This is a genomic window from Stenotrophomonas sp. PD6, assembly GCF_049199305.1.
Classification (GTDB): domain Bacteria; phylum Pseudomonadota; class Gammaproteobacteria; order Xanthomonadales; family Xanthomonadaceae; genus Stenotrophomonas.
Window position 1 is genome coordinate 227,483 of sequence record NZ_JBLZQD010000006.1, and the last position, 22,842, is coordinate 250,324.

General features: G+C 69.2%; 18 protein-coding genes and 1 pseudogene. 17 read left to right on the top strand and 2 right to left on the bottom strand.

The genetic code is table 11. The annotated features are described in order from the left end of the window. Positions 1-8: 8 nt before the first annotated feature. From ACOZHM_RS11485 to ACOZHM_RS11500, 4 genes are read left to right on the top strand one after another with little or no spacing between them, the layout of a single operon-like run. Positions 9-2,636, top strand: a complete 2,628-nt coding sequence (locus ACOZHM_RS11485) for a CS1-pili formation C-terminal domain-containing protein (RefSeq protein WP_421569376.1) — start codon at positions 9-11, stop codon at positions 2,634-2,636. Then, a complete protein-coding gene (locus ACOZHM_RS11490; RefSeq protein ID WP_421569377.1) occupies positions 2,633-3,772 on the top strand; it encodes a CfaE/CblD family pilus tip adhesin in 1,140 nt (379 codons plus the stop codon). Before ACOZHM_RS11485 ends, ACOZHM_RS11490 begins: the two co-directional genes overlap by 4 nt. Positions 3,773-3,786: 14 nt before the next feature. After that, positions 3,787-4,488 carry a pilus assembly protein gene (locus tag ACOZHM_RS11495; RefSeq protein WP_421569378.1) on the top strand — a complete coding sequence of 234 codons (702 nt, stop codon included), beginning with the start codon at positions 3,787-3,789 and terminating at the stop codon, positions 4,486-4,488. A gap of 12 nt (positions 4,489-4,500) precedes the next feature. Continuing rightward, positions 4,501-6,183, top strand: a complete 1,683-nt coding sequence (locus tag ACOZHM_RS11500; RefSeq protein ID WP_421569379.1) for a YadA-like family protein — start codon at positions 4,501-4,503, stop codon at positions 6,181-6,183. Here ACOZHM_RS11500 and ACOZHM_RS11505 read toward each other — a convergent pair whose 3' ends face one another. Further along, positions 6,184-6,801 (bottom strand): hypothetical protein, encoded by a 618-nt coding sequence (locus ACOZHM_RS11505; protein WP_421569380.1) that lies wholly within the window; start codon positions 6,799-6,801, stop codon positions 6,184-6,186. 36 nt (positions 6,802-6,837) lie between these two features. Next, positions 6,838-9,270, bottom strand: a complete 2,433-nt coding sequence (locus ACOZHM_RS11510; RefSeq protein WP_421569381.1) for a penicillin-binding protein 1A — start codon at positions 9,268-9,270, stop codon at positions 6,838-6,840. A 224-nt stretch (positions 9,271-9,494) separates the two neighbouring features. Between ACOZHM_RS11510 and ACOZHM_RS11515 the strand changes: the two genes are divergently transcribed. The 13 genes and pseudogenes from ACOZHM_RS11515 to ACOZHM_RS11575 form a co-directional block, all read left to right on the top strand. Continuing rightward, positions 9,495-10,553: a pilus assembly protein PilM gene (locus tag ACOZHM_RS11515; RefSeq protein WP_421569382.1), complete on the top strand. Its 1,059-nt coding sequence runs from the start codon at positions 9,495-9,497 to the stop codon at positions 10,551-10,553. Continuing rightward, complete coding sequence (locus tag ACOZHM_RS11520; RefSeq protein ID WP_421569383.1) at positions 10,553-11,377, top strand: PilN domain-containing protein; 825 nt, start codon at positions 10,553-10,555, stop codon at positions 11,375-11,377. The genes ACOZHM_RS11515 and ACOZHM_RS11520 overlap by 1 nt, the downstream gene beginning before the upstream one ends. After that, positions 11,374-12,048 (top strand): type 4a pilus biogenesis protein PilO, encoded by a 675-nt coding sequence (locus ACOZHM_RS11525; protein ID WP_421569384.1) that lies wholly within the window; start codon positions 11,374-11,376, stop codon positions 12,046-12,048. Before ACOZHM_RS11520 ends, ACOZHM_RS11525 begins: the two co-directional genes overlap by 4 nt. Beyond that, positions 12,045-12,581: a pilus assembly protein PilP gene (locus tag ACOZHM_RS11530; RefSeq protein WP_421569385.1), complete on the top strand. Its 537-nt coding sequence runs from the start codon at positions 12,045-12,047 to the stop codon at positions 12,579-12,581. The genes ACOZHM_RS11525 and ACOZHM_RS11530 overlap by 4 nt, the downstream gene beginning before the upstream one ends. 20 nt (positions 12,582-12,601) lie before the next feature. Beyond that, positions 12,602-14,584 carry a type IV pilus secretin PilQ gene (locus ACOZHM_RS11535; RefSeq protein ID WP_421569386.1) on the top strand — a complete coding sequence of 661 codons (1,983 nt, stop codon included), beginning with the start codon at positions 12,602-12,604 and terminating at the stop codon, positions 14,582-14,584. Positions 14,585-15,609: 1,025 nt separating this feature from the next. Further along, positions 15,610-15,792: pseudogene (locus ACOZHM_RS11540) on the top strand (hypothetical protein); the annotation flags it as partial. A gap of 143 nt (positions 15,793-15,935) precedes the next feature. Continuing rightward, positions 15,936-16,244: a YkgJ family cysteine cluster protein gene (locus tag ACOZHM_RS11545; RefSeq protein WP_421569387.1), complete on the top strand. Its 309-nt coding sequence runs from the start codon at positions 15,936-15,938 to the stop codon at positions 16,242-16,244. Positions 16,245-16,316: 72 nt separating this feature from the next. Next, entirely contained in the window at positions 16,317-17,351 is a 1,035-nt protein-coding gene (locus ACOZHM_RS11550; RefSeq protein WP_421569388.1) for an AAA family ATPase, read from the top strand. Between the two features lie 7 nt (positions 17,352-17,358). Beyond that, positions 17,359-18,285 carry a DUF58 domain-containing protein gene (locus ACOZHM_RS11555; RefSeq protein ID WP_421569389.1) on the top strand — a complete coding sequence of 309 codons (927 nt, stop codon included), beginning with the start codon at positions 17,359-17,361 and terminating at the stop codon, positions 18,283-18,285. After that, positions 18,282-18,743 (top strand): DUF4381 domain-containing protein, encoded by a 462-nt coding sequence (locus ACOZHM_RS11560; RefSeq protein ID WP_421569390.1) that lies wholly within the window; start codon positions 18,282-18,284, stop codon positions 18,741-18,743. Before ACOZHM_RS11555 ends, ACOZHM_RS11560 begins: the two co-directional genes overlap by 4 nt. 5 nt (positions 18,744-18,748) lie before the next feature. Continuing rightward, on the top strand, positions 18,749-19,747 hold the full coding sequence (locus tag ACOZHM_RS11565) for a vWA domain-containing protein (protein ID WP_421569404.1): 999 nt from the start codon (positions 18,749-18,751) through the stop codon (positions 19,745-19,747). Further along, complete coding sequence (locus tag ACOZHM_RS11570) at positions 19,744-21,468, top strand: VWA domain-containing protein (protein WP_421569391.1); 1,725 nt, start codon at positions 19,744-19,746, stop codon at positions 21,466-21,468. Before ACOZHM_RS11565 ends, ACOZHM_RS11570 begins: the two co-directional genes overlap by 4 nt. After that, positions 21,465-22,842 (top strand): BatD family protein (locus ACOZHM_RS11575; protein WP_421569392.1); only part of this gene is annotated, 1,378 nt, incomplete at its 3' end. The genes ACOZHM_RS11570 and ACOZHM_RS11575, both read left to right, overlap by 4 nt.

Genomic DNA, 22,842 nt, shown 5'->3' on the forward strand with positions numbered 1-22,842 from the left:
GCCCTGCCATGCGCATTCCTGCTCCCGCCCTCGTCCGGCTGGCGGTGGCGCTCGCCCTCCTGCCGCCCTGTGTGGCCGCCCAGGCGAGCCCGGTGCCGGTCGGTTTTGAAGATCTTGTCAGTGGCCAGCGTGAGCGGGTGGAGGTGCGCGCCTTCGGGCGTTCGGCCGGCCTGTGGCCTGCATGGGTGAGCCTGGACCATGTCCAGCTCGAACACCCCGCGCAGGTACTCGCCGCGCTGGGACTCTCCGTCACCGCCCAGCAGGCGCTGCAGCCGGCGTTGCGGGCGCCGTTGCCGCGCGACAGCCACCTGGCCTGCGTTCATGGCCAGCCGCAGCCGGGTTGCGGCTGGCGCCCCCCGTCCGAGGACCCCGCACACGTGCATGCCATCTTTGACGAAGGCGAAGGCGCGCTGCTGCTGTTTCCCGCGCCGCAGTGGCTGCCGCGTGCCGAGCGCGATAGCACGGGCCTGCATGTGCCCAGCGAGCACGCCGAGAACGCGCTGCTGCACCAGCAGAGCCTCGCGCTCAGCGGCAACGGCCGCGAGTACGCGTTCAATGCGAATGGCAGCGCCGCGCTCGGCGTCCTGCGCGCCGGCCATGTTGGCGGAAGCTGGAACTACGCCCGCAGCGCATGGCCGGGCCGGCGCACACGTGCGCGGTTCGAATTCGATGACCTGTATTACCGGCATGACCTCGCCCGCCGCCATTACCTGCAGGTCGGGCGCATGGACCGGCGCAACCTGGCCAGCACCCAGGGCGGCCAGTTCGGCCTTGGGCTGCTGCCGCTCGAGCGCTTCGACGGCGTGCGCGTGGGCACCACCCAGGCCTATGTGGACGCCGACGCAGACGTCGGTGCGGCCCCGCTCACCGTGCTGCTGGCCCGCCAGGCGCGGGTGGATGCGTTCGACGGCGAGCGGCTCCTGCAGACGTTCTACCTGCCCGCCGGCGTCAGCGACCTGGACACCCGCCAGTTTCCGGGCGGCAGCTACGCGGTGACCCTGCGCATCTACGAGGACGGCCGCTTGGTGCGCACCGAGACGCTGCCGTTCGCGCGTGGCCAGGACTGGGGCGAACCGGGCCTGCAGTGGTTCGTGCAGGGCGGCAGGGAGCGCTCGCATGCCGCCGCCTTCGGATCCGGCGATCGTGGCGTACAGGCGGGCGTTCGCCTGCCGTTGGCAGGCCGGTCCGGCATGAGCCTGGGCGTGTCGCAGGTGGTCGACGGCCGCTACGCCGAACTGCGCACCGGCACGCGCTACCGCATCGGCGGGCACGACCTGCAGGCCGAGCTGGGTGCGATCCTGGGCAGCGAGGGCAGCCGTGGCAGCCAGCAGCAGCTGAGCGTGCGCAACGCGGCCTCCTGGAACCTGTACCGGCAACGCCTGCGCGGCCGCGACTGCCGCAGCGGCCTGCGGGTGGGCGATGACCGGCTGGGGTGCGCCGACGTGCTCAGCGCGTCGCTGAGTGTCCCGCTGGCCGGCGGCAGCCTCTACCTGGGTCACACCCTGCGGCGTTCGCTGGCGCCCGCGGCTGTGGCTCGCGATACCCGTAGCGTGCAGGCCGGCTACAGCCTGACCCGTCACTGGCGCGGCGTCAGCATCGGCACCCGACTGGGTGCGTGGCGTCAGGACGGCCAGGGCACCGACCGGGGGCTGCAGGTGGCGCTCACGCTGTCACGGCTGCATCACGGCGGCGACAGCACCGGCCTGCGCCGGATCGGCGTCGAGGCGCGCCAGCCGCGCGACGGTGCTGCGGAGCGTCGCCTGCTGCTGGCCCAGTCCTGGCGCCAGGAGCAGGACGGCGCCGCGCGCGACGCCGCTGCCGAGCTGAGCGTGCAGGACGGCGGCGGTGTCGATGCCCTGCTGGCGGCGCGTGCGTATACACCGCAGGGCCACACCGGTGCCGTGCTGAGCCACCATCGGCACGCGCACGCCAGCGAAACTGCGTACAGCCTGAGCCACGGTTCGGCGCTGGCGGTGTCCTCGCGCGGCATTTACTGGGGCACTGCCACCGGCGCCGACGCGGGCGTGGCCGTGAGCGTGGCGCATGCCGACGCCGCCGCGCTGGACGCCGCCGCGCTGGACGGCGCCGCCGCCGAGGTGCAGGCCGGGTCACAGCGCCGCCAGGTGCTGCGTTTCGGGCAGCGCCGGCTGCTGCCGCTCAGCGGCTACCAGCGCCACCGGGTAGAGGTGCACGATGTTGCCGGGCCGGCCCACGACGCCGCCGTGCGCGTGGCGCAACCGGGCACGGCGCACCAGTCGTTCCTGTTGCCGGGCAGGGTGATCGCGCTGCCGGTGGGGGTGGAGGCCACCTTCACCTACATCGGCAGCGCACGCGATGACACCGGTGTTGCGCTGGCCGGTGCGCGCATTCTCAACGCCGCCGTGCCGCAGCTCGGGTCCGACGGCGCCTTCATTGCCGAGCTGCCGTCCCGCGCACCCGTGCTGTATCTGCTGCAGGAGGCACGCCTGCTGCACTGTCCGCTGCAGGTGCGTGAACAACGCAGCGTGGTGCTGCTGGTGGGGCAGGTCGCCTGCGCACCGCTGGCACGCGCGGCCTTGCCGGCCACCATCGCGCAGCAGGCGCGGGTACAGCGGCTGCTGGACGCCGCCGCACCGCTCAGCGTGCGCCTGCCATGACGCGGGCCATCGCTCGCGCCCGCGTGGTCGTGCTGCTGCTGGCGCCGCTGGTCGCATTGCCCGCCGCCGCGCAGCGGCCTCCGGTAACCCCTCCCGTCGGTGGTACCACCGTGACCGCGCTGACGCATGCCTTCGACCGTTCCGCGCCGCTGTCCCTGCAGCTGTGGGCACCGCGCACGGTGCTGGGCTTCGACGAAGTGGCGCAGGGCCATGGCCGCCTGCATGTGACCTGCACGGAGGTGGCGGCACGCGGCCGCTGTCCGCGCAGCGACACCGGCGAAGGGCCGACCGGGCGCCGGCCGATCCTGCTGGAGTTCCACGAACAGCGCAGTGGTCAGCGCAGGGAGATCGGCATCACCGGCTGGATGGAGCGGGTCGAGTGGGAGCGCAACTGCAGTGACGACTACTGGGACAAATCGGAGTACCCCCTGTGGACCTCGGCGACCCGCGAGTGCCATGTCGCACCGGCCGGTACCGCCGCGACGCTGCAGGTGACGGCCATGGACATCGCCGGGCTGGTCGCCGGCCGCTGGCAGGCCGAGCTGCACCTGGATGTGCGCAGTGGTGTAGGGGGCGCCGTACTTGGCCGGCATGTGTTCGTGCTGGACGTCGCCGTGACCGACCCGGGCCGCGCCGCCATCCACCTGCCCGAATACGGCGGCTCGGCCGCCGCCGTGGACCTGCAGCTGCAGCTGCGCAACCAGCCGCCACCGGCCAGCGTGGGCGGTGAGGCGGTGCTGGACATGTGCCTGTACGACGGCCTGGGGTCGCACAGCAGCCAACTGGTGCTGATCGCGCGCGACGGCATGCCCGATGCTCCCGGGCGGCCGCCGGGCCTGTTCTCCGTCTGGCACCACGGCGGTGGACGCGCTGCGTACGAGCGCATCGATTACCGCCTGCAGCTGCTGCATGCGGGCAGAACCATCCCGCTGCACCCCGATGCACACACCGTGCTCGCCGACATCGACAGCGCCGAGGTGCGCCCTGTGCTGCTGCCGGGCATGGACCAGCCCGTGCACTGCGTCCCGACCCCGCTGACCCTCATCACGCCCCGCGTGCCGGCAGCGGACAAGCGCGATGGACGCTACCAGGGCGATCTCACGCTCGAAATGCGCCTGCCCACCCGCCGCCCCTGACCCCGGAGACTCCAATGCACGCGCATCGCGTCACCTTCCTGCTGCTGTTGCTGCTTCCTGCCTCGCCGGTGCTGGCCAACCTGGACGTGCATCCGATGCGCGTCCACGTCGATGCCGGCCGCACCAGCAGCATCCGTGTGCACGCGCAATCCTCGCGCACGCAGTACATCCGGGCCACGGTCAGGCAGGTGGTCGCGCCGGCCACCGAGGACGAACACGAAGTGGACGCGCCGCCCGGCGACGCCTCCGCCATCGCGGTGACCCCGGGTATGTTCGCGCTGGCCGGCGGCGGCAGCCGGTTGGTGCGGTTGATCGCACTTGAACCGGTAACCGAGGAAACCGCCTTCCGTGTGTACTTCGAAGGGGTGCGGGCTGCCGACGCCGACGCGCACACCGAAACCAACGAAACGGCCAGTGCCACCATCGGTGTCAGCCTCGTCTGGGGCGTGCTGGTCAATGTGTTGCCTGCCGACGGACAGGTGGCAATGCAGCTTGCCCAGGGACGCCTGCACAACCGCGGCACGCTTCGGCTGGGTATCCGCCGGATCGAGCAGTGCGTGGCTGCGGTCTGCAGCACCCATGACATCGAACGCAGCGTCTATCCCGGCGCCGCGCTGGCGTTGCCGTTCCAACCGGTGGCCGGTGCGCGGCTGCGCGTGCACTACCGCCTCAGCCGTGACGGCTACCGCGAACACCAGCAGACCCTGCTGCCCTGAAAGGAGACCACCATGTACCGCCTTCGCCATCCGATCAACGCTCACTCCCGCCTGCGCCTGGCGGCGATTCCCGGGCCCGTCGCGCTGCTGCTGGCGCTGGTCACGTCGGCTGACGCGGCGCCATCGTCGGCGCCGGCCGACGTCCCGGGCGCCAGCTCTGCGCAGGACGCGGCCGCCCCCGCGCGTGAGCGCAGCTCGACCTTCGCAGGTGGCCTGGCCGTCGGGGTGGGCGTGGCCGGGGTATTCGGCCGCAACACCGCGCGCGACCGCGCCGGACGTTGCGAAGCGCAGGCCCCGCCGCCGCCGGACTGGTCGGACGCGCTCTGGCAGGTCAACACCAACGGCGAGCTGATCGCGCGTAACCGCACCGACATCGAGCTGCTGCGCGACAGCGTGCTGGGGGTCAGCGCCGACCTGGGCGACGTGGTGCGCTTCGACAAGGACGCCACCGTGCACCTGCGCGGCGCCCGGTTGGTGGCGTTGGGGGCGGGGGAGGTCAGTGCGGACAGCCGCCATGCGGTCAACGGTGCGCAGTTGTTTGCCGCCACCGCCCGGGTCGCCGCACTGGAGTACACCCAGCGCTATGCGCGGGTGGGGGCCGATGCGCTCAGCCTGCCGGCCGAAGCAGGCCACCTGGGCACGGCGATGGGCAGCGATGCCCGCGCCCAGGGTGCGGGATCGACTGCCATCGGCAGTTTCGCCACTGCGCTGGGCAGGAATTCGGTGGCATTGGGGCGCGCGGCGATCGTCCTGGAAGATGCGCACGACGGCTTCTCGCTGGGCTCGCGCTCGCGGGTGCTGGCCGAAAACGGGATGGCCATCGGCGCCTCCACGCAGGTGTGGGAAGGTGCCCATGACAGTGTCGCGCTGGGCTTCGGCTCGATCGTCCAGAACCCGTTCGAGGTATCGGTAGGCGGGCAGGGCATTCGCCGGCGGATCACCAACGTCATGCCGGGCATTGCCGCCGATGACGTTGTCTCGGTGCGGCAGTTGTCCACGCTTGCCGACGTGCTCGGCACCGGCATCGACGCGCAGGGAGCGGTGCGCGGCCTCAGCTTTGCCGTACAGGGGAAATGGCATGGGACGGTGGCCGGCGCGCTGGATGCGCTCGATGACGCGGTGAGCGCCGCGCACGACGCGGTGGGCAGCATGGGCGAGCGGGTGGATGCGCTGGCAGCACAGCAGGGGAAAAACGGGCAGGGCGCGGTCGTCGTCGACCCGGTAGCCGCCGGCGCCAGCACACCGGCAGATGCGCCGCTCGCCGCGGCAGGTGGTGACCCTGCGGGGGAGGGAGCATCCCGCGGCGATGAATCGGCGCGGGGCGCCACGCCTCGGGTGGAAGCCCCCCTTCCACCGGTGGATGCGCGCGCGGTGGACGACGCCGTGCAGCGTGCCAATGCCTATACCGACCAGGCGTTGGCGGGCGTGGATCGGCGCATGGATCGCCTCGATCGGCGCATGAACCGCCTGGTCGCGATGGGCAGCGCGCAGGCGGCGATGGCCATGAACACGGCCGGGCTGCCGACCTGGAACCGCCTGGGGGCCGGCATCGGCCATGCCGATGGCGAGGCGGCGTTGGCGGTGGGCTACCAGCGCGTACTGGACCGGCGCGCGACCACCAGCGTCAGCCTCAGCGGCGCCTTCAGCCAGGGCGGCGAGCACACCGTCGCCCTGGGCATGGGCATCGGCTGGTAACTACCCGGCCAGCAACGCGCGCACCTGTGCGGCCGAGGCGCGCCGCATGGGTTTCTCGTCGATGGCCGACAGCGGCGGCTGGCGCAGCACATCGTAGGGAAGCACCGCCACGTCGAACGTCAGTTCCTCGGCGCTGAACACCCACACCGGCACATCCAGCGTGCGCTCACGGTCCAGCCGCACCCGCCGCGTGCGGGATTCGGCCGGGATGCGGTGTTCTTCCAGGAAGCGCTGCACGTCGTCTTCGTCGTCGCAGTGCACCTGCAACTGCACGGGGCTGTTGGCATCGGCGGTGCCGTCCAGCACCGGCCCGCACAGGCGCGGGGAGAAGCCCTGCAGGAATTCCAAGGCACGCAGGGCGGCCTCACGCCGCTGGCGCAGGTGCACCTCGTGCCCCGCCCCGGCGAACAGGCGCTGGTACTCGCGCAGCGCGTCCTCGATTTCGGTATTGCGCGGCAGCGAGGCATCGTCATGGATGCCCAGCCGCCCGGCGGCCTTCAACTTGGCCTGGTGGTAATCGCGGATGCCGCCCTCGGCCATCAGCCGGGCGGCTTCATGGGCGAGCCGGTGGCGGCGCTCGCGGGTCTGGCTGTCCGCATGCTGTCGGGCCCGATGCATGAGCAATCTCCCCAATCGACCTGACCCGACTCTACATCAAAAAATATCAAACGCCGCGTCATCCGCCTGTGGTGTCTGCGTGTTGAAGTCGTACTCGGCGAGCTTCTCCATATCCTCGACCTTGACCCATTCGGTGGCGCCATTGAGGGTGGCCTGGACCATGCCCGACGGCGGTTCGTTCTGCGCCACCGGCGTGTCCTTCAACGCCACGCGCATGTAGTCGATCCAGATCGGCAGTGCCGCGCGCCCACCGTATTCGCGGTAGCCCAGCGAACGGAAGTCGTCGCGGCCCACCCACACGGTGGTGGCGTACGGGCCACCGAAGCCGGAGAACCAGGCATCGCGATGGTCGTTGGTGGAGCCGGTCTTGCCGCCGACGTCCTCGCGCCCCAGCACTTTCGCGGCGGTGCCGGTGCCGCGCTGGACCACGTCGCGCATCATCGAGACCAGCTGGTAGGCGGTGCGTGCATCGATCGCACGCGGCGCCACGCGGGCGTCCGGGTTGGCCGGGCGGGCGGGCTCCGCAGGCTGTTCCGGCTTGGCCGCAACGGCCGCGGCCGGTGCAGTCGCCGGCGCCGCAGCCGCGCCGAAGTTGAAGCCGTCCACCACCTGGCTCACCGGTGCGCCGCCGCTGGTGCCGGCGCAATCGCGGCAGGCCAGCGCCGGGTTTTCCTTGAACACCAGGTTGCCATCACGGTCGGTGACCTGGTCGATCAGCCAGGTGTCCACACGCGAGCCGCCGTTGGCGAACACGGCATAGCCGCGGGCGACCGACAGCGGGGTCAGCGAGGCGGTGCCCAGCGACATCGACAGGTTCGGCGGCAGCTCGGCCTCGGCGAAGCCGAATTCGCTGATGTACTTGCGCGCGTAGTCCACGCCCATGCCATCGAGCAGGCGCACCGACACCAGGTTGCGCGACTGCACCAGCGCCTCGCGCAGGCGCATCGGGCCGCGGAAGCCGCCGCCGTCGTTCTGCGGCTGCCAGGTCTTGCCGCGGCGGTCGCGGAACACCACCGGGGCGTCCAGCACGATCGAGGCGGGATTGAAGCCCTTGTCGAACGCAGCCGCGTAGATGAAGGGCTTGAAGCTGGAGCCCGGCTGGCGGCGTGCCTGGGTGGCACGGTTGAACTTGTTGCCGGAGAAGCTGAAACCGCCGACCAGCGCCTTGAGCGCGCCGCTTTCGGCGTCCAGCGAGACCAGCGCGGACTGGCCGCGCGGGATCTGGTCCAGCAGCCATTCGCCTTCCTTCTCCCCGGCGCGCACGCGCACGATATCGCCGCGCTGCACCAGTTTGGCCGGGCTCTTGCCGGTCCACTTGGCTGCCGATGCCGGCAGCACGATCTCGCTGCGGTTGGCCAGCACCACCGTGGCGCTGCCGTCCGCACCGGTGCCGGCCACGATGGCCGGCAGCAGCCCGGTCTGGCCGCTGATGCCGCGCAGGTGGGTGGCCAGGGCCGCGGCATCGTCGCCCGCGCCCAGAGCCACCTGCTGCTCCACCCCGTGCCAGCCGTGGCGGTGGTCGTAGGCGAGCAGGCCGTCACGCACGGCCAGGTTGGCCGCGGTCTGCATGTCGGCGTTGATCGTGGTGGTGACGTGGTAGCCCTTGTTGAGCACGTCGCCGCCGAAGCGGGCGATCATCTCCTGGCGGACCAGCTCGGCCACGTACGGGGCCTCGACCTGGACCGGCGGCTCATGCGCGCTGGCGTGCATCGGCACGGCCTTGGCCGCGTCGGCCTCGGCCTGGCTGATGAAGCCCAGGTTGGCCATGCGCTGCAGCACGTAGTAGTCGCGGCGCTCCTGGGCGCGCTCGGGGTTGCTGATGGGGTTGCCACTGGAGGGGAACTTGGGGACGCCGGCCAGCGAGGCCATCTCGTCCAGGTTCAGTTCGCCCAGCTTCTTGCCGTAGTAGAACTCGGCCGCCGCGGCCACGCCGTAGGCGCGGTTGCCGAAGAAGCTCTTGTTCAGGTACAGCTCGAAGATCTCGTCCTTGCTCAGTTCCTGCTCGATCTTGCGCGCCAGCAGGATCTCGGCCAGCTTGCGGGTGTAGCTGTATTCCGAGCTCAGGAAGAACTGGCGGGCGACCTGCTGGGTGATGGTGGAGCCACCCGGCACCCGCTTGTCATTGGTGGTGGCCAGCAGCCAGACCGCGCGCGCGATGCCCTTGTAGTCGACCCCCCCGTGCTCGTAGAAGCGGGCGTCCTCGGTGGCCAGGAAGGCCTGCTTGAGGCGCTCCGGAACCTCCTTCATGGTGATCGGGGTGCGCCGGGACTCGCCGAAGACCGCCATGAGCCGGCCATCGCTGGCGTAGACGTACATGGGCTCCTGCATCTCGATGTCGCGCAGGGTCTGCACGTCCGGGAGACGGGAGGAAACGGCGTAGTAAAGGCCCCCGGCGACCGCGGCGCCGATCAGTGCCAGGACCAGGAAGGCGACCAGCAACCAGCGCAGCCAGCGGCGAAGGCGAGTCATCAGTGACAGATTCCGATTGCGAATTTCGTGGCCGCAGAGTATAGATTACGCAAGGGAACGGCTGGGGTTGTTCCCGGGGAGAGCATTTCAGTCACCGTCAGGGGACGCGTGAAACGAGCAGTAGTGCACGTTTTGCATGTTGATGGTTGCGATTTGCAAAAAAAACGTTATTAATGCGCGGGCGCAGGTCATGCGTCCAAGTGCCCGTCGGCAGGGGAGAAACCGTGGGGCTTATCCCAAAAAGCGCGTCGCCGCTCATTGGCGTCGATATCAGTTCGACTGCAGTGAAGCTCTTGCAGCTTTCCCGCAGCGGCAATCGTTTTCGCGTGGAACATTATGCTGTGGAACCACTTCCGCCGAATGCGGTCGTGGAGAAGAACATCGTGGAAGTGGAGGCCGTGGGTGAGGCCATCCGCCGTGCCGTGAACCGTTCAGGTACCAAGGCCCGGCATGCCGCCGCCGCGGTGTCTGGCTCGGCGGTCATCACCAAGCTCATCCCGATGCCGGCCGACCTGGACGAGAACGACATGGAAGCCCAGGTCGAGCTCGAAGCGGTCAACTACATCCCGTATCCGATCGAGGAAGTAAACCTCGATTTCGAGGTGCTGGGCGCCATTCCCAACAACCCGGAGATGGTCCAGGTGTTGCTGGCCGCCTCGCGCTCGGAGAACGTGGAGCTGCGCCAATCGGCGCTGGAGCTGGGCGGTCTGGTCGCCCGGGTGATGGACGTGGAGGCCTTCGCGGTCGAAAACGCCTTTGCCCTGGTTGCCAGCGAACTGCCCATCGCCAGTGATGGCGTGGTCGCGCTGGTGGACATCGGCGCCACCATGACCACCCTGAACGTCCTGCGCGGCGGGCGTAGCCTGTACAGCCGTGAGCAGGTGTTCGGTGGCAAGCAGCTGACCGACGAGATCATGCGCCGCTATGGGCTGACCTACGAAGAAGCGGGCCTGGCCAAGCGCCAGGGCGGGCTGCCGGAAAGCTACGAGATGGAAGTGCTCGAGCCGTTCAAGGAAGCCACGGTCCAACAGATCAGCCGCCTGTTGCAGTTCTTCTATGCAGGCAGCGAATTCAATCGGGTCGACCATATCGTGCTGGCCGGCGGTTGCGCGGCGCTGGCCGGTCTGCCCGAGATGGTGGAGGAACAGCTGGGCGTGGCCACCGTGGTGGCCAATCCGCTGGCACAGATGACGCTGGGTCCGAAGGTTCAGGCGCATGCCCTGGCCCAGGACGCCCCGGCGCTGATGATTGCCACCGGTCTGGCGCTGAGGAGCTTCGACTGATGGCAAGAATCAATCTATTGCCCTGGCGCGCCGAACGGCGCAAGCAACGCCAGCGCGAGTTCATGACCATGCTGGGCTTTGCCGCCATTGCAGGTGTCGTGCTGTCGGCGCTTATCTGGTTCTACTACGACCGCCAGGTCAGCGGGCAGGGGGATCGCAATGCGTTCCTCCAGACCGAGATCGCCCGGGTCAAGGAGCAGAACAAGGAAATCGACCGCCTGGATCGCCAGAAGGACCGCCTGCTGGCGCGCAAGAAGGTGATCGAGGAGCTGCAGGCCAAGCGCTCGCAGATGGTGCACCTGTTCGACGCCCTGGTCCGGACCATCCCCGACGGGCTGGTGCTCACGGCGATCCAGCAGGAGGGCGACATCCTGATCCTGGAAGGTCGCACCCAGTCCAATGCCCGGGTCAGCGCCTACATGCGCAACCTGGAGAATTCGGGTTGGATGACCAATCCGCAACTTTCCATCATTGAAGCCAAGAAGCCGGATGAGGAAAAGGACAAGGTCGTGGGCCCGGTGGCGGACATTTCGGCGCTGCCGTACGTGTTCAAGGTCCGGGTGACCCTGCCGGCGCAGAGTGAGGCCGTTGACGGCATCGCTCCGGATGCGACCGTCGCACCTGGTGCCGATGCGACCGTCGCTCCCTTGACGCCGCCCGCCGTGGCGCCGCTGGCACCTGCACCGGCGGGGGGGCCCGCGCCCGCCAGCCCGGCTGCAGCGCCGGCAACCCCGGCAGCACCGGCGCCCTCGGGCAGCCGCATCGTCCCCGCCCCGACCGAACAACCGGCCGCGTCGAGTACGCCGCAGAAGGGGGCCGCATGAGCCAGAAGAAAGTCAATCTGAAGGACCTGGATTTCAACAACATCGGCAACTGGCCGCAGCAGGCGAAGATCGTCTTCTGCGCGCTGCTGGCGCTGGTGATCATGGTTGTCTCCTGGTTCCTGCTGATCAGTGGCAAGCGCGACGAGCTGGCATCGCTGGAGCAGACCGAGGTCTCGCTGCGCGCCGACTTCGAGAAGGAACAGGGTCGTGCAGTCAACCTGGAGCCGCTCAAGCAGCAGCTGGCCCAGATGGAACAGGTGCTGCAGCAGATGCTGCGCCAGCTGCCCAGCAAGACCGAAATGCCCGATCTGATCATCGACATCTCGCAGACCGCGTTGTCCAGCGGCCTGGTCAACGAACTGTTCGAGCCGAAGGACGAAGAGCTGAAGGAGTTCTACGCCGAAAAGCCAATCGCCCTGCGCATGGTGGGCAGCTACCACCAGTTCGGTGCGTTCGTCAGCGGCGTGGCTTCGCTGCCGCGCGTGGTCATCCTGACCATGCACGACATCAACCTGAAGCCCAAGGACCCCAAGACGGGCATCACTGCGCGTAGCGGCGCATTGGAGCTGGCCGGCACGGTCAAGACCTACCGTTACCTGGACGATCTGGAAATGGAAGCGCAGGAAAAAGCGGCCGCCCAGGCAGCAGCACCGAACGGAGGCAAGCAATGAGTCTGGCCAAATCCGCACGGGTCTGTGGTCTGTTGATGCTGGTGCTGCTGGCGGGCTGCGCCCGCAGCGTCACCAGCACACCGGGTGACGCGCCGAACCTGGAAAAGTGGGTCGCCGACGTGCGCGCCCGCCCGGCGCCGCCACTGGAGCCGCTGCCGGTAATGCAGCAGTTCGAGACCTTCGAGTACTCCGCGCAGGGCATGCGCGATCCGTTCACCGACGCCTGGGCCTCGCCCCAGGCCGGTGGATCGGGCCTGCGCCCGGACCCGAACCGCCGCAAGGAGCCGCTGGAAGCCTTCCCGCTGGACGCCTTGGACATGGTCGGTTCGATCGGCAAGGGCGGGGCACTCGTCGCGCTGGTGATGGCGCCGGACAAGGTCACCTACCGGGTGCGACCTGGCGACTATCTGGGGCAGAGCGACGGCCGGGTGACCGGGGTCTTCGAAGACCGGATCGAACTGATTGAACTGGTGCCGGATGGCGCGGGCGGCTGGCTGGAACGGCCTGCATCGCTTGCGCTTGAAGATCAATGAATGATTATGGGGATAGCACGATGACCTTTTTCAACGCCATGCTGCAGCGTCCCGCCCGGCGCCCGAAGCTGATCCACCTGTGCGCGCTGGGAGTCGCGCTCATGGTGGCCAATGGCACGCTGATGGCGGCAACGCCGGCGGCGGCAGCCACGACCCCGGCAGCCGGCGCTGCGCCAGCGGCCGCACCGGCTTCGCTGGCGGTGTCCAAGATCGATTTCAAGCGTGGTGACGACGGCGCCGGCCGGCTGATCCTGCAGTTCGACGGCAAGGGGGCCAATCCGGACCTGCGCAACCAGGGCAACAGCGTCGTGATCGACGTTGGCAACGCGACCCTGCCCGAGAACCTGCAGAAGTCGATCAACGTGACCGACTTCGCCACGCCGGTACAGCGCATCGATCCCAAGCCCTACGGCGGCGGTACCCAGCTGGTGCTGAACACCAACACCGCGTTCGACTCGCTGGCCTACCAGACCGGCAACGAGTACGTGGTGGAGATCACCCCGCGCAAGAACGCGCCGGCCAGCGGTGCGATGAACGCGGCGACCGTGACCCAGGCCGCCGCAGCGGTGGCCCAGCGCGGTTACAGCGGCAAGCCGGTGACCTTCAACTTCCAGGACGTGCCGGTGCGCACCGTGCTGCAGTTGATCGCCGAAGAATCCAACCTGAACATCGTGGCGTCCGACAGCGTCCAGGGCAATGTGACCCTGCGCCTGGTCAACGTGCCATGGGATCAGGGTCTGGACATCGTGCTGCGCGCCAAGGGCCTGGACAAGCGCCGCGAAGGCGGCGTGATCTGGGTGGCTCCGCAGCCGGAGCTGGCCAAGTTCGAGCAGGACAAGGAAGACGCCCGCATCGCGATCGAGAACCGCGAAGACCTGGTCACCGACTACATCCAGATCAACTACCACAACGCGACGGCGATCTTCAAAGCGCTGACCGAGGCCAAGGGCATCGGTGGCAACAGTGGTGGTGGCAGTGGCGGTGGCGGCGGCGGCGGTTCGTCGCAGGAAGACAGCGGTTTCCTGTCCTCGCGCGGTCGCATCGTGGCCGACGAGCGCACCAATACGCTGATGATCAGCGACATCCCGAAGAAGATCGCGCGCATGCGCGAGCTGATCAACGTGATCGATCGTCCGGTCGACCAGGTGCTGATCGAAAGCCGCATCGTCATCGCAACCGATACGTTCGCGCGTGAGCTGGGTGCCAAGTTCGGCATCTCGGGCAGTCGCAACAATGTGTGGTTCGGTGGCAACACCGATCAGAACCACAAGAACATCACCGACAATAGCGATGCGCAGCGTGAGTACCAGGAAGCGCTGGCCGAGCGGGCCGCCAACGGCAACACCGGCCCGGTTCCGGTGCCGCCAGGAAAGATCTTCAACACCCCGAACCTGAACTGGAATCTGCCGGTCGCCGCAGCCAGCAACCCGGGCTCGCTGGCGCTGTCCATCCTCAATGCGGGCTACCTGCTGGACGTCGAACTGTCGGCCATGCAGCAGGAAGCGCGCGGCGAAGTCATCTCCAACCCGCGCGTGGTCACCACCAACCAGCGTGAGGCGGTGATCAAGCAGGGTAAGGAAATTGGCTACGTGACCATCACCGGCGGTACCGGTGGCCAGGCCGCCACGCCGAACGTCCAGTTCAAGGAAGTGCTGCTGGAGCTCAAGGTCACCCCGACCATCACCAACGACAATCGCGTGTTCCTGAACATGTCGGTCAAGAAGGATGAAGTCGAGAGCTACATCTTCCTGGAAGGTTACGGTCAGGTGCCGACGATCAACCGTCGCGAAGTGAACACCGCCGTGCTGGTGGACGATGGCCAGACCGTCGTCATCGGTGGCGTGTACGAGTTCACCGACCGCAACAGCGTGAACAAGGTGCCGTTCCTGGGCGACGTGCCGTTCCTCGGCAATCTGTTCAAGAAGCGCAGCCGCAACAAGGACAAGGCCGAACTACTGGTGTTCGTGACCCCGAAGGTGCTGCGCGTGGCCAAGACCAACTAAGTCGCCGCTTCAGCGAACCGTGGGTCCACAAGGATCCGGTGCCACCCAGTGGCACCGGATTTTTTTTGTCCAAAGTATTCGTTGGGGCTCCTCGTGCCTAGCTGGCCATGTGTGGTGACCTGTCCCGCAGTTTGGCCATGGCGGGTGGTTTCCCTACCCAAAGGCAGGGTTAAGTCCTAATGAGGCCGACGCTGACGATAGATAGCATCTCTTGATAGCCTAATCGGGAGATTCATATGTTGAAGTCACCTCTGGTCGCAGTCGCTGTTGCTTGTGCGTTTTTCGTTAGCAATGGCGCCGCCGCCGCCCCCTTGTCTGCCAAGATCGGTCCAGCGGCCATTAGCTGCGGAGCTGCCCAGTTCACATCTATGACCAGTCTCTCTGCAACGTTGGCCATGAGGTCGTGCAATGGTGCCCAGGTATATGGCATCGGTGTTTCACATGAGGAAGCTTTGCAGAATTTGTCGGGCTTCCTGGCCGTCAGGGAAGCTGGCCTCAATTGCTACGCAAGTACTAGCAGCATTTCTTCCGGAAGCTACGGGACTGGCGTTTACGCCAACTTTTCGTGCGGCGGACGTCCGATCACGGCTGTCGGGAGTTCCCCAACGATCGCGGCGAACAACGCCCTAGCGGTTGCTACGGAAATGGCGGCGACAGGCGCCTTCTGTAGTGCGCCGACGCAGGGCGCCTATTACCCCGAGCTGCATGGATTCCGATATACGTACAGCTGCGGAAAATCAGGAGGAGGTAGCTGGTCGGTCGCTGGACTGGGATCTAGTATTGATGATGCAAATGCTGCTGTGATCCGCATGCTCCCGTCCAGCGCGACAACTGGACGCACGTGTAGATTCGAGCCCGCTGAACTTAATGGAGTCATCTTCCGCGCTCGGCTGACCTGCAACAGCAAGTCGTATAGTGGATATGGAAGCTCGATCACGGCCGCAGTGAATGACGCATTGGCGCAAGCTGGCGTGCCCTAATTCAGGTTTCGTCGTTGGCCACATGGCTGTCTCTTGCTTGGGTCGGGGGCTGTCGTCATCGGTGGCGTGTACGAGTTCACCGACCGCAACAGCGTGAACAAGGTGCCGTTCCTGGGCGACGTGCCGTTCCTCGGCAATCTGTTCAAGAAGCGCAGCCGCAACAAGGACAAGGCCGAACTGCTGGTGTTCGTGACCCCGAAGGTGCTGCGCGTGGCCAAGACCAACTAAGTCGCTGCCTCAGCGAACCGTGGGTCCACAAGGATCCGGTGCCACCCAGTGGCACTGGATTTTTTTTGTCCTGCGGTTCACCGCGCGCTGGGGGACGCAGGCCTATGCTGGCCGCCATGTCAGTTCCACAGGTATCGAACTCCATGACCGTGGCCAACTGCTCCCGGTGCTCCGCGCAATGCTGCCGGCTGACCGCCGTGCTCGGCGCGTCCGAAGACCTCCCGCCGCACCTGATTACCCACATCGCCGGTGGCCAGCGGGCGATGGCGAAGGGGGAAGACGGCTGGTGCGTGGCGCTGGACCGGACCCGCATGTGCTGCGGCATCTATGACGAGCGGCCGGCGGTTTGCCGACGCTTCGTGATGGCGGGCCCCTACTGCAGCGCGATCTTCGATGGCGATGGCGACGCAGCGCCCCAGCCGGTAGCGGTCGTCGCGTTCAGGCAATCTTGATCCCGCTGCGTGGCCGCGCCTGCCATCATGTGCGCGGAACCTTACGCCTGTTGCGTGGGTCAGATGGACGCCATGAACCTGCCACCCCCCATGCCCGGACTCGACGCCCCTCCTTCTTCCCCCCCCTCTGCCGAACACGACCGCCTGCATGACGGCTTCCGCGCCCTGCGCGACGGCCTGTCTGCCGAGATCGTGGGGCAGGGCGCGCTGGTCGAGCGCCTGCTCACCGCGCTGCTGGCCGACGGCCATCTGCTGGTCGAGGGCGCGCCCGGCCTGGCCAAGACCACGGCCATCCGCGCCCTGGCGGCTCGCCTGGAAGCGGATTTCTCCCGTGTCCAGTTCACCCCCGACCTGTTGCCGGCCGACCTGACCGGCACCGAGATCTGGCGGCCGCAGGAAGGCCGCTTCGAGTTCGTGCCCGGTCCCATCTTCCATCCCATTCTGCTGGCCGACGAGATCAACCGCGCACCGGCCAAGGTGCAGTCGGCCCTGCTGGAGGCCATGGGCGAGCGCCAGGTCACCGTTGGGCGGCACACCTATGCGCTGCCGCCGCTGTTCCTGGTCATGGCCACCCAGAACCCGATCGAGCAGGAAGGCACCTTCCCGCTGCCGGAGGCGCAGCTGGATAGGTTCCTGATGCACGTGCGCATTGGCTACCCGGATTCGGACGCCGAGGCGGAAATCCTGCGGCTGGCCCGCGAGCGCGCCCGCGATGCGCTGGGCAGCGCACCGCCGCCGCCGCCGCGCATGCCGCTGGAGGACGTGTTCGCCGCACGCCGCGCAGTGCTTTCGCTGCACATGGCGCCGGCACTGGAGCGTTACCTGATCGAGCTGGTGCTGGCTACCCGCGACCCGGCCCGCTACGACCCGGCGCTGGCACGGCGCATCGCCTGGGGCGCCAGCCCGCGCGGCTCGATCGCGCTGGAGCGCTGCGCGCGGGCGCGTGCCTGGCTGGCCGGCCGCGACTTCGTCACCCCCGACGACGTGCGCAGCGTGGCCCTGGACGTGCTCCGCCACCGCGTGCTGCCCAGCTATGAGGCCACCGCCGAAGGCTGGGATGGCGAGCGCCTGGTTGCCGAGTTGCTGACCCGCGTGCCGGTGCCCTGAGTCGGCGATGGCGTTCGCGGATGACAACGGCGCTGCGGTGCTGGACGGCAACGGCCTGCAGCCGAGCCTGGCCGAACTGGTCGCCCTGCGGCGCAGCGCGCACCGGCTGGCACCGGCGCGGCGCGGTCGCATGGCGCATGCCGGGCATGCGCCGTCGCCCATGCGCGGGCGCGGCATGGAATACGCCGAGTCGCGCGAGTACGTGGCCGGTGACGATGCGCGGCATATCGACTGGCGGGTGACCGCACGCACCGGCCGGGCGCATACCAAGCTGTTCCAGGCCGAACGCGAGCGGCTCACGCTGTTGGTCGCCGATACCGACCCGGTGCTGTATTTCGGCACCCGGGTCCGCTTCAAATCCGTCCAGGCCGCACGTGTGGGCGCGGTGGCCGCATGGCTTGCGCAGCGCCAGGGCGACCGTCTGGCCGCGCTGCGCGGAAGCCGCAGCGAAGCCCCGCTCAGCCCGGCGGGGGGCACGCGCGGGGTATTGCGCGTGCTGGACGCCTTGACCCGTTGGTACGCCGCGCCGCCGCCCGACGACGCCGGCCTGGACCAGGCCCTGCAGCAGGCCGCGCGCCTGCTGCGGCCCGGTGCCCGCGTGGTGGTACTGGCCGACCCGGCGCGGGCGATCGCCATCGATCCCGCACGTTGGGCGGCGCTGGCGCTCCACCATGAAGTGCAGCTGATGCTGTTGACCGATCCGCTTGAGCTGGCCCCGCCTGATGCGCAGCTGCCGTTCCTGTCGCAGGGGCGGCGGGTGGTGCTGGACCTGGACAGCGCGTCCGTGCGCGGCCACTGGCATGAGCGCTTCGTCGCGCCGCTGGAGGCACTGCAACAGACCCTCGGCGCGCGGCGCATCCAGGTGCATGTGGTGAGCAGCGACGACGCCAGCGATGGCTGGCTGGGGCCGGTGCCCTCGGCCGTGGTCGCATGAGCGCCGCTACCTCGCTGCCGCTGCGCGATGTGCACCTGCCGGCGACGCCGTCGTGGTGGCCGCTGCCGCCGGGGTGGTGGGCGGTGCTGGGCGTGTTGGCGTTGTGCGTGCTGGTCGCATGGGCGTGGCGCGCACACCGACGCCGTCAGCGCCGTCGCTGGTATGCCGTCTTCGATGCCGGATTGACCGCCGCGGCCACGCCGGTCGACGAAGTGGCCGCGATCGCCGAATTGCTGCGTCGCGCTGCGCGTCGCCGCCAGCCCGGTGCCGAACTGCTGCAGGGCCAGGCCTGGCTGACGTTCCTGGATGCGCCGGGCAGCCGCGCCTTCTCCGAGGGTGACGGGCGGCTGCTGCTCGACGGTGGCTACCGCCGCGAACTGGACGCCGACGCGGTACACCGGCTGCGACCGCTCGCCCGCGAGCGGTTCGTGGACCTCACCCTCGGGCGCACACGATGATCGCCATGAGCGTGCCGGCGTGGTTGTCCTGGCTCGACGCCTTTGCATGGCCATGGGCGTTGCTGGCCCTGCCGCTGCCGCTGCTGATGTACGTGTTGCCTGCGCGTGCGGGGGCGGCGCCGGCGCTGCGGGTACCGTATGCCGCCGATGCGCTGGCCTCGCTCGGCACCGTGGGGGCGGGCAACGCCCTGCGCGTCGGCCAGCTGCTGCTGTGGTTGGCCTGGGCCAGCCTGTGCGTCGCGCTGGCACGCCCGCAGCAGCTGGGCGAACCGATAACGCCGCCGCAGCAGGGCCGGCAGATGATGCTCGCCGTCGATGTGTCCGGCAGCATGCGCGAGACCGACATGATGCTGGGCAACCAGGTCGTGCAGCGCCTGTCCGCCGCCAAGGCGGTGCTGGCCGACTTCCTGGACCGGCGCGCCGGCGATCGGGTCGGTCTGCTGATCTTCGGCGAGCGTGCCTACACGCTGACCCCGATCACGGCTGACCTGACCACCGTGCGCAACCAGCTCACCGATAGCGAAGTGGGCCTGGCCGGCACCGATACCGCCATCGGCGACGCCATTGCGCTGGCGGTCAAGCGCCTGCGCGAGCAGCCCGAGGGCCAGCGCGTCCTGATCCTGCTGACCGACGGGGTCAGCAACGCCGGCGTGCTGCAGCCCCTGCGCGCGGCCGAACTGGCCAAGGCCGAAGGCGTGCGCGTGTACACCGTGGCGTTCGGTGGCGACGGCAGCTACCGGATGTTCGGCATGCAGATCGCCGCCGGCGATGATCCGGTGGATGAGGCGACCCTGCGCCGGATTGCCGACCTCACCGGCGGGCGCGCGTTCCGCGCACGCGATACCGCCGAGCTGGCCGGCATCTACGCCGAACTCGAACGCCTGGAGCCGGTCGCCGCTGCTGGCGCCGCCGTCCGCCCCCGGATCGAACGCTACGGCTGGCCGCTGGCGTTGGCGATGCTGCTCGGCGGGCTGGCGTGGCTGCTGCCGAGGCGGTGGGCATGAACCTGTCCCTGGCCAGCCTGCACCTCGCGCGTCCCGAAGCCCTGTGGGGGCTGCTCGCGTTGCCGCTCATCGGCCTGCTGTGGGCGTGGCGGCGACGGCGCGGCAGTGTCTGGCGGCAGAACGTGGACGCGCATCTGCTGCCGCACCTGCTGGTGGCGGGAAGCAGGCGTGGCTGGGGCGGGCTGCTCCTGCTGCTGGGCGGCTGGACGCTCGCCGTGCTGGCGTTGGCCGGGCCCGGTTGGCGCCAGCTCGCCCAACCACTGTGGCAGGCCCCGGCGCCGCTGGTGGTGGTGCTCGACCTTTCTTCGCGGGTGACCGCCACCGACCTGCCGCCCTCGCGGCTGCTGCAGGCGCGGGCCAAACTGGCCACCCTGCTGCGCGAGCGTGCCGGCGGCGAAGTGGCGTTGCTGGTCTACGCCGACGATGCCTTCACCGTGGCGCCGCTGACCCCGGACCGCGCCAATGTGGCGCTGTATCTGGACGCGCTTGCCCCGGACGTGATGCCGCGCGATGGCCAACGCGCCGACCGGGCGATCGAGGCCGCCGTGCTGTTGCTGCAGCAGTCCGGTGCCAAGGCCGGCGATATCCTGCTCATCACCGACCAGACCGATGACGCCGCGCGTGCCGCTGCGGCAGCGGCTGCCGCGCAGAACATGCAGGTTTCCGTGCTTGGTCTGGGTAGTCCGCTGGGGGCCGCGTACCGCACCAGTGACGGTCAGATTGCCCGCGCGCAGCTGGACCCGGGCAGCCTGCGCGCACTGGCCGACGCCGGTGGCGGCCGCTACGCGCGCATCGCCGACGACGACGCGGACCTGCAGGCGCTGGGCGTGCTGACCCCGCGCAGCGGTACCGGCGAGAGCCGGCAGGGCCAGGCCATGGCCTGGCGTGACGAGGGCTTCTGGCTGCTGCCGCCGCTGATGCTGCTGTCGTTGTGGGCCTTCCGGCGGCGCGGTGCCGCGGCCTTGGTCGTGCTCTGCGTGGTGCTGCCGCTGGCCACACCGGGGCCGGCGCAGGCGGCGGAACGGTCCTGGTGGCAGCGCCAGGACCAGCGCGACCAGGCCACCCAGTCCAGCGGCGTGGACGCGTACCGCCGCGGCGATTTCCAGGCCGCGCAACGCCAGTTCGACAACGTCAACGACGCCGAGGGACGCTACAACCTGGGCAACGCGCTGGCGCGCCAGGGCCAGTACGACGCCGCCATCGCCGCCTATGACCAAGCCCTGAAGCTGCGCCCGGGCATGCCTGATGCCGTGGCCAACCGTGCCGCCGTGGACGCCGCGCGCAAGCGCAAGCCGCCGCCGGGCAAGGGCCAGCAACAACAACAGCAGCAGCAACAACAGCAGCAGCAACAACAGCCGCAACAGCAGCAACAACAACCGTCACAGCAGCAATCGCCAGATCCTTCGCAGCAGGGCCAGCAGGGCCAGCAGCAAGGGCAGACGCCGCCGCAACAGACGCCTGACGAGGCCAAGCCCGATGCGGCCGAGCAGGCGCGTGCCGATGCTGCCCAGCGCGAGCGCATGCGCGAGGCGCTGCAACGGCAGCAGACCGAGGCCGGCAAATCGCCCGCGCAGCGCGCCGAAAAAGCCGAAACCGCCCAGGAACGCGAGCAGCGCCAGGCGGTGGAGGCGTGGATGCGGCGGGTGCCGGATGATCCGGGCAGCCTGCTGCGCAGGAAGTTCCAGCTGGAAAACGAGCGCAGGAAACGGGAAGGACAATGAACGCAGCACTCTCCACGCGACATGGGTGGCGCGCCTGCGTCTGGCTGTTGCTTGGCATCAGCGGGTTGGCCAATGCGCAGACCCGCGCGTGGCTGGATCGCGATGCGATCAGCGACACCGACACGGCCACGCTCACCATCGAAACCGATGCCGGCACGCCGGACTTCGCGCCGTTGCAGGCCGATTTCGAGCTCAGCGGGCAGACCAGCAGCCGCCAGGTGCAGTGGAGCCAGGGCGCGATGAGCGCGCGTTCGCGCTATGCCGTCACGCTCAGCCCCAAGCGCAGCGGCGAGCTGACCGTGCCCGCGCTGCAGGTGGGCGCGGCACGCACTGCGGCGCTGCGCATGACCGTGTCGGCCAGTGCACCGGCCACCGCCACCGCACCCGGCAATGCCACCGCCTTCGTCGAGACCGAGGTGGACGACGCCAACCCTTACGTGCAGCAGAGCGTCGGCGTGGTGGTCCGCCTGTACTACGCCTCGCAACTGCTGTCGGGCGAGCTCGGGCTCGATACCCCCGAGGGAGCCTCCCTGCAGCGGGTAGGCGAGGACCGCAGCCTGGTGCGCGAGATCAACGGGCGCCGCTACAACCTGGTGGAGCGGCGTTACCTGCTGATCCCCGAACGCAGCGGCCCACTGCTGCTCGCCGGGGCGCGCTTCAATGGCCGCAGCGCCGGCGGCTTCTTCGACGACATGTTCGGCGGCGATGGACGGCTGCGGGCGAGCGCGCCCGACCGCACCCTGCAGGTGCGCCCCCAGCCGGACGCGGCGCCACAGCCCTGGCTGCCGCTGCACGACCTGCGGTTGCGTTACACCGCCGCGCCGACCCGTGCCCGTGCCGGCGAAGCGGCCACGGTGGTGGTCGAGGCGGTCGCCGACGGCGCCACCCACGCGCAGTTCCCGGAGCTGCCGTCGCTGGATGTGGGCTCGGGCGCGCAGGTGTTCCCCGAGCCGCCACAGTACGACGAGACCTTCAACGGCGGCACGCCGCGGCTGACCCTGACCCGGCGCTACTCCATCGTGCCGCGCCAGGCCGGCACGCTGGTGGTGCCCGGCCCCCGTCTGGCCTGGTGGGACGTGAAGGCCGGGCAGGCACGCATGGCCACGCTGCCCGATCTGACCCTGGCCGTTGCCGCCGGTGTACCCGGCAGCACCCCGCCGCCGGTGGCGCTGGATACGACCGCCGCCCTGCCGGGGGCAAACCCCGCCGCCCCGTCCGATGCGGTGGTGGTGCCCGCATTGCGCGGCCAGCCGTGGGGCTGGATCGCGGCGGCGGCAGGCTTCGCGCTGCTGTGGCTGCTCACCCTGGCCTGGGCCTGGCGCCGTCGCCGTGTGGCACCGGGACCGGCGCCGGCCGTGGCGGGCGTTGCCGCCC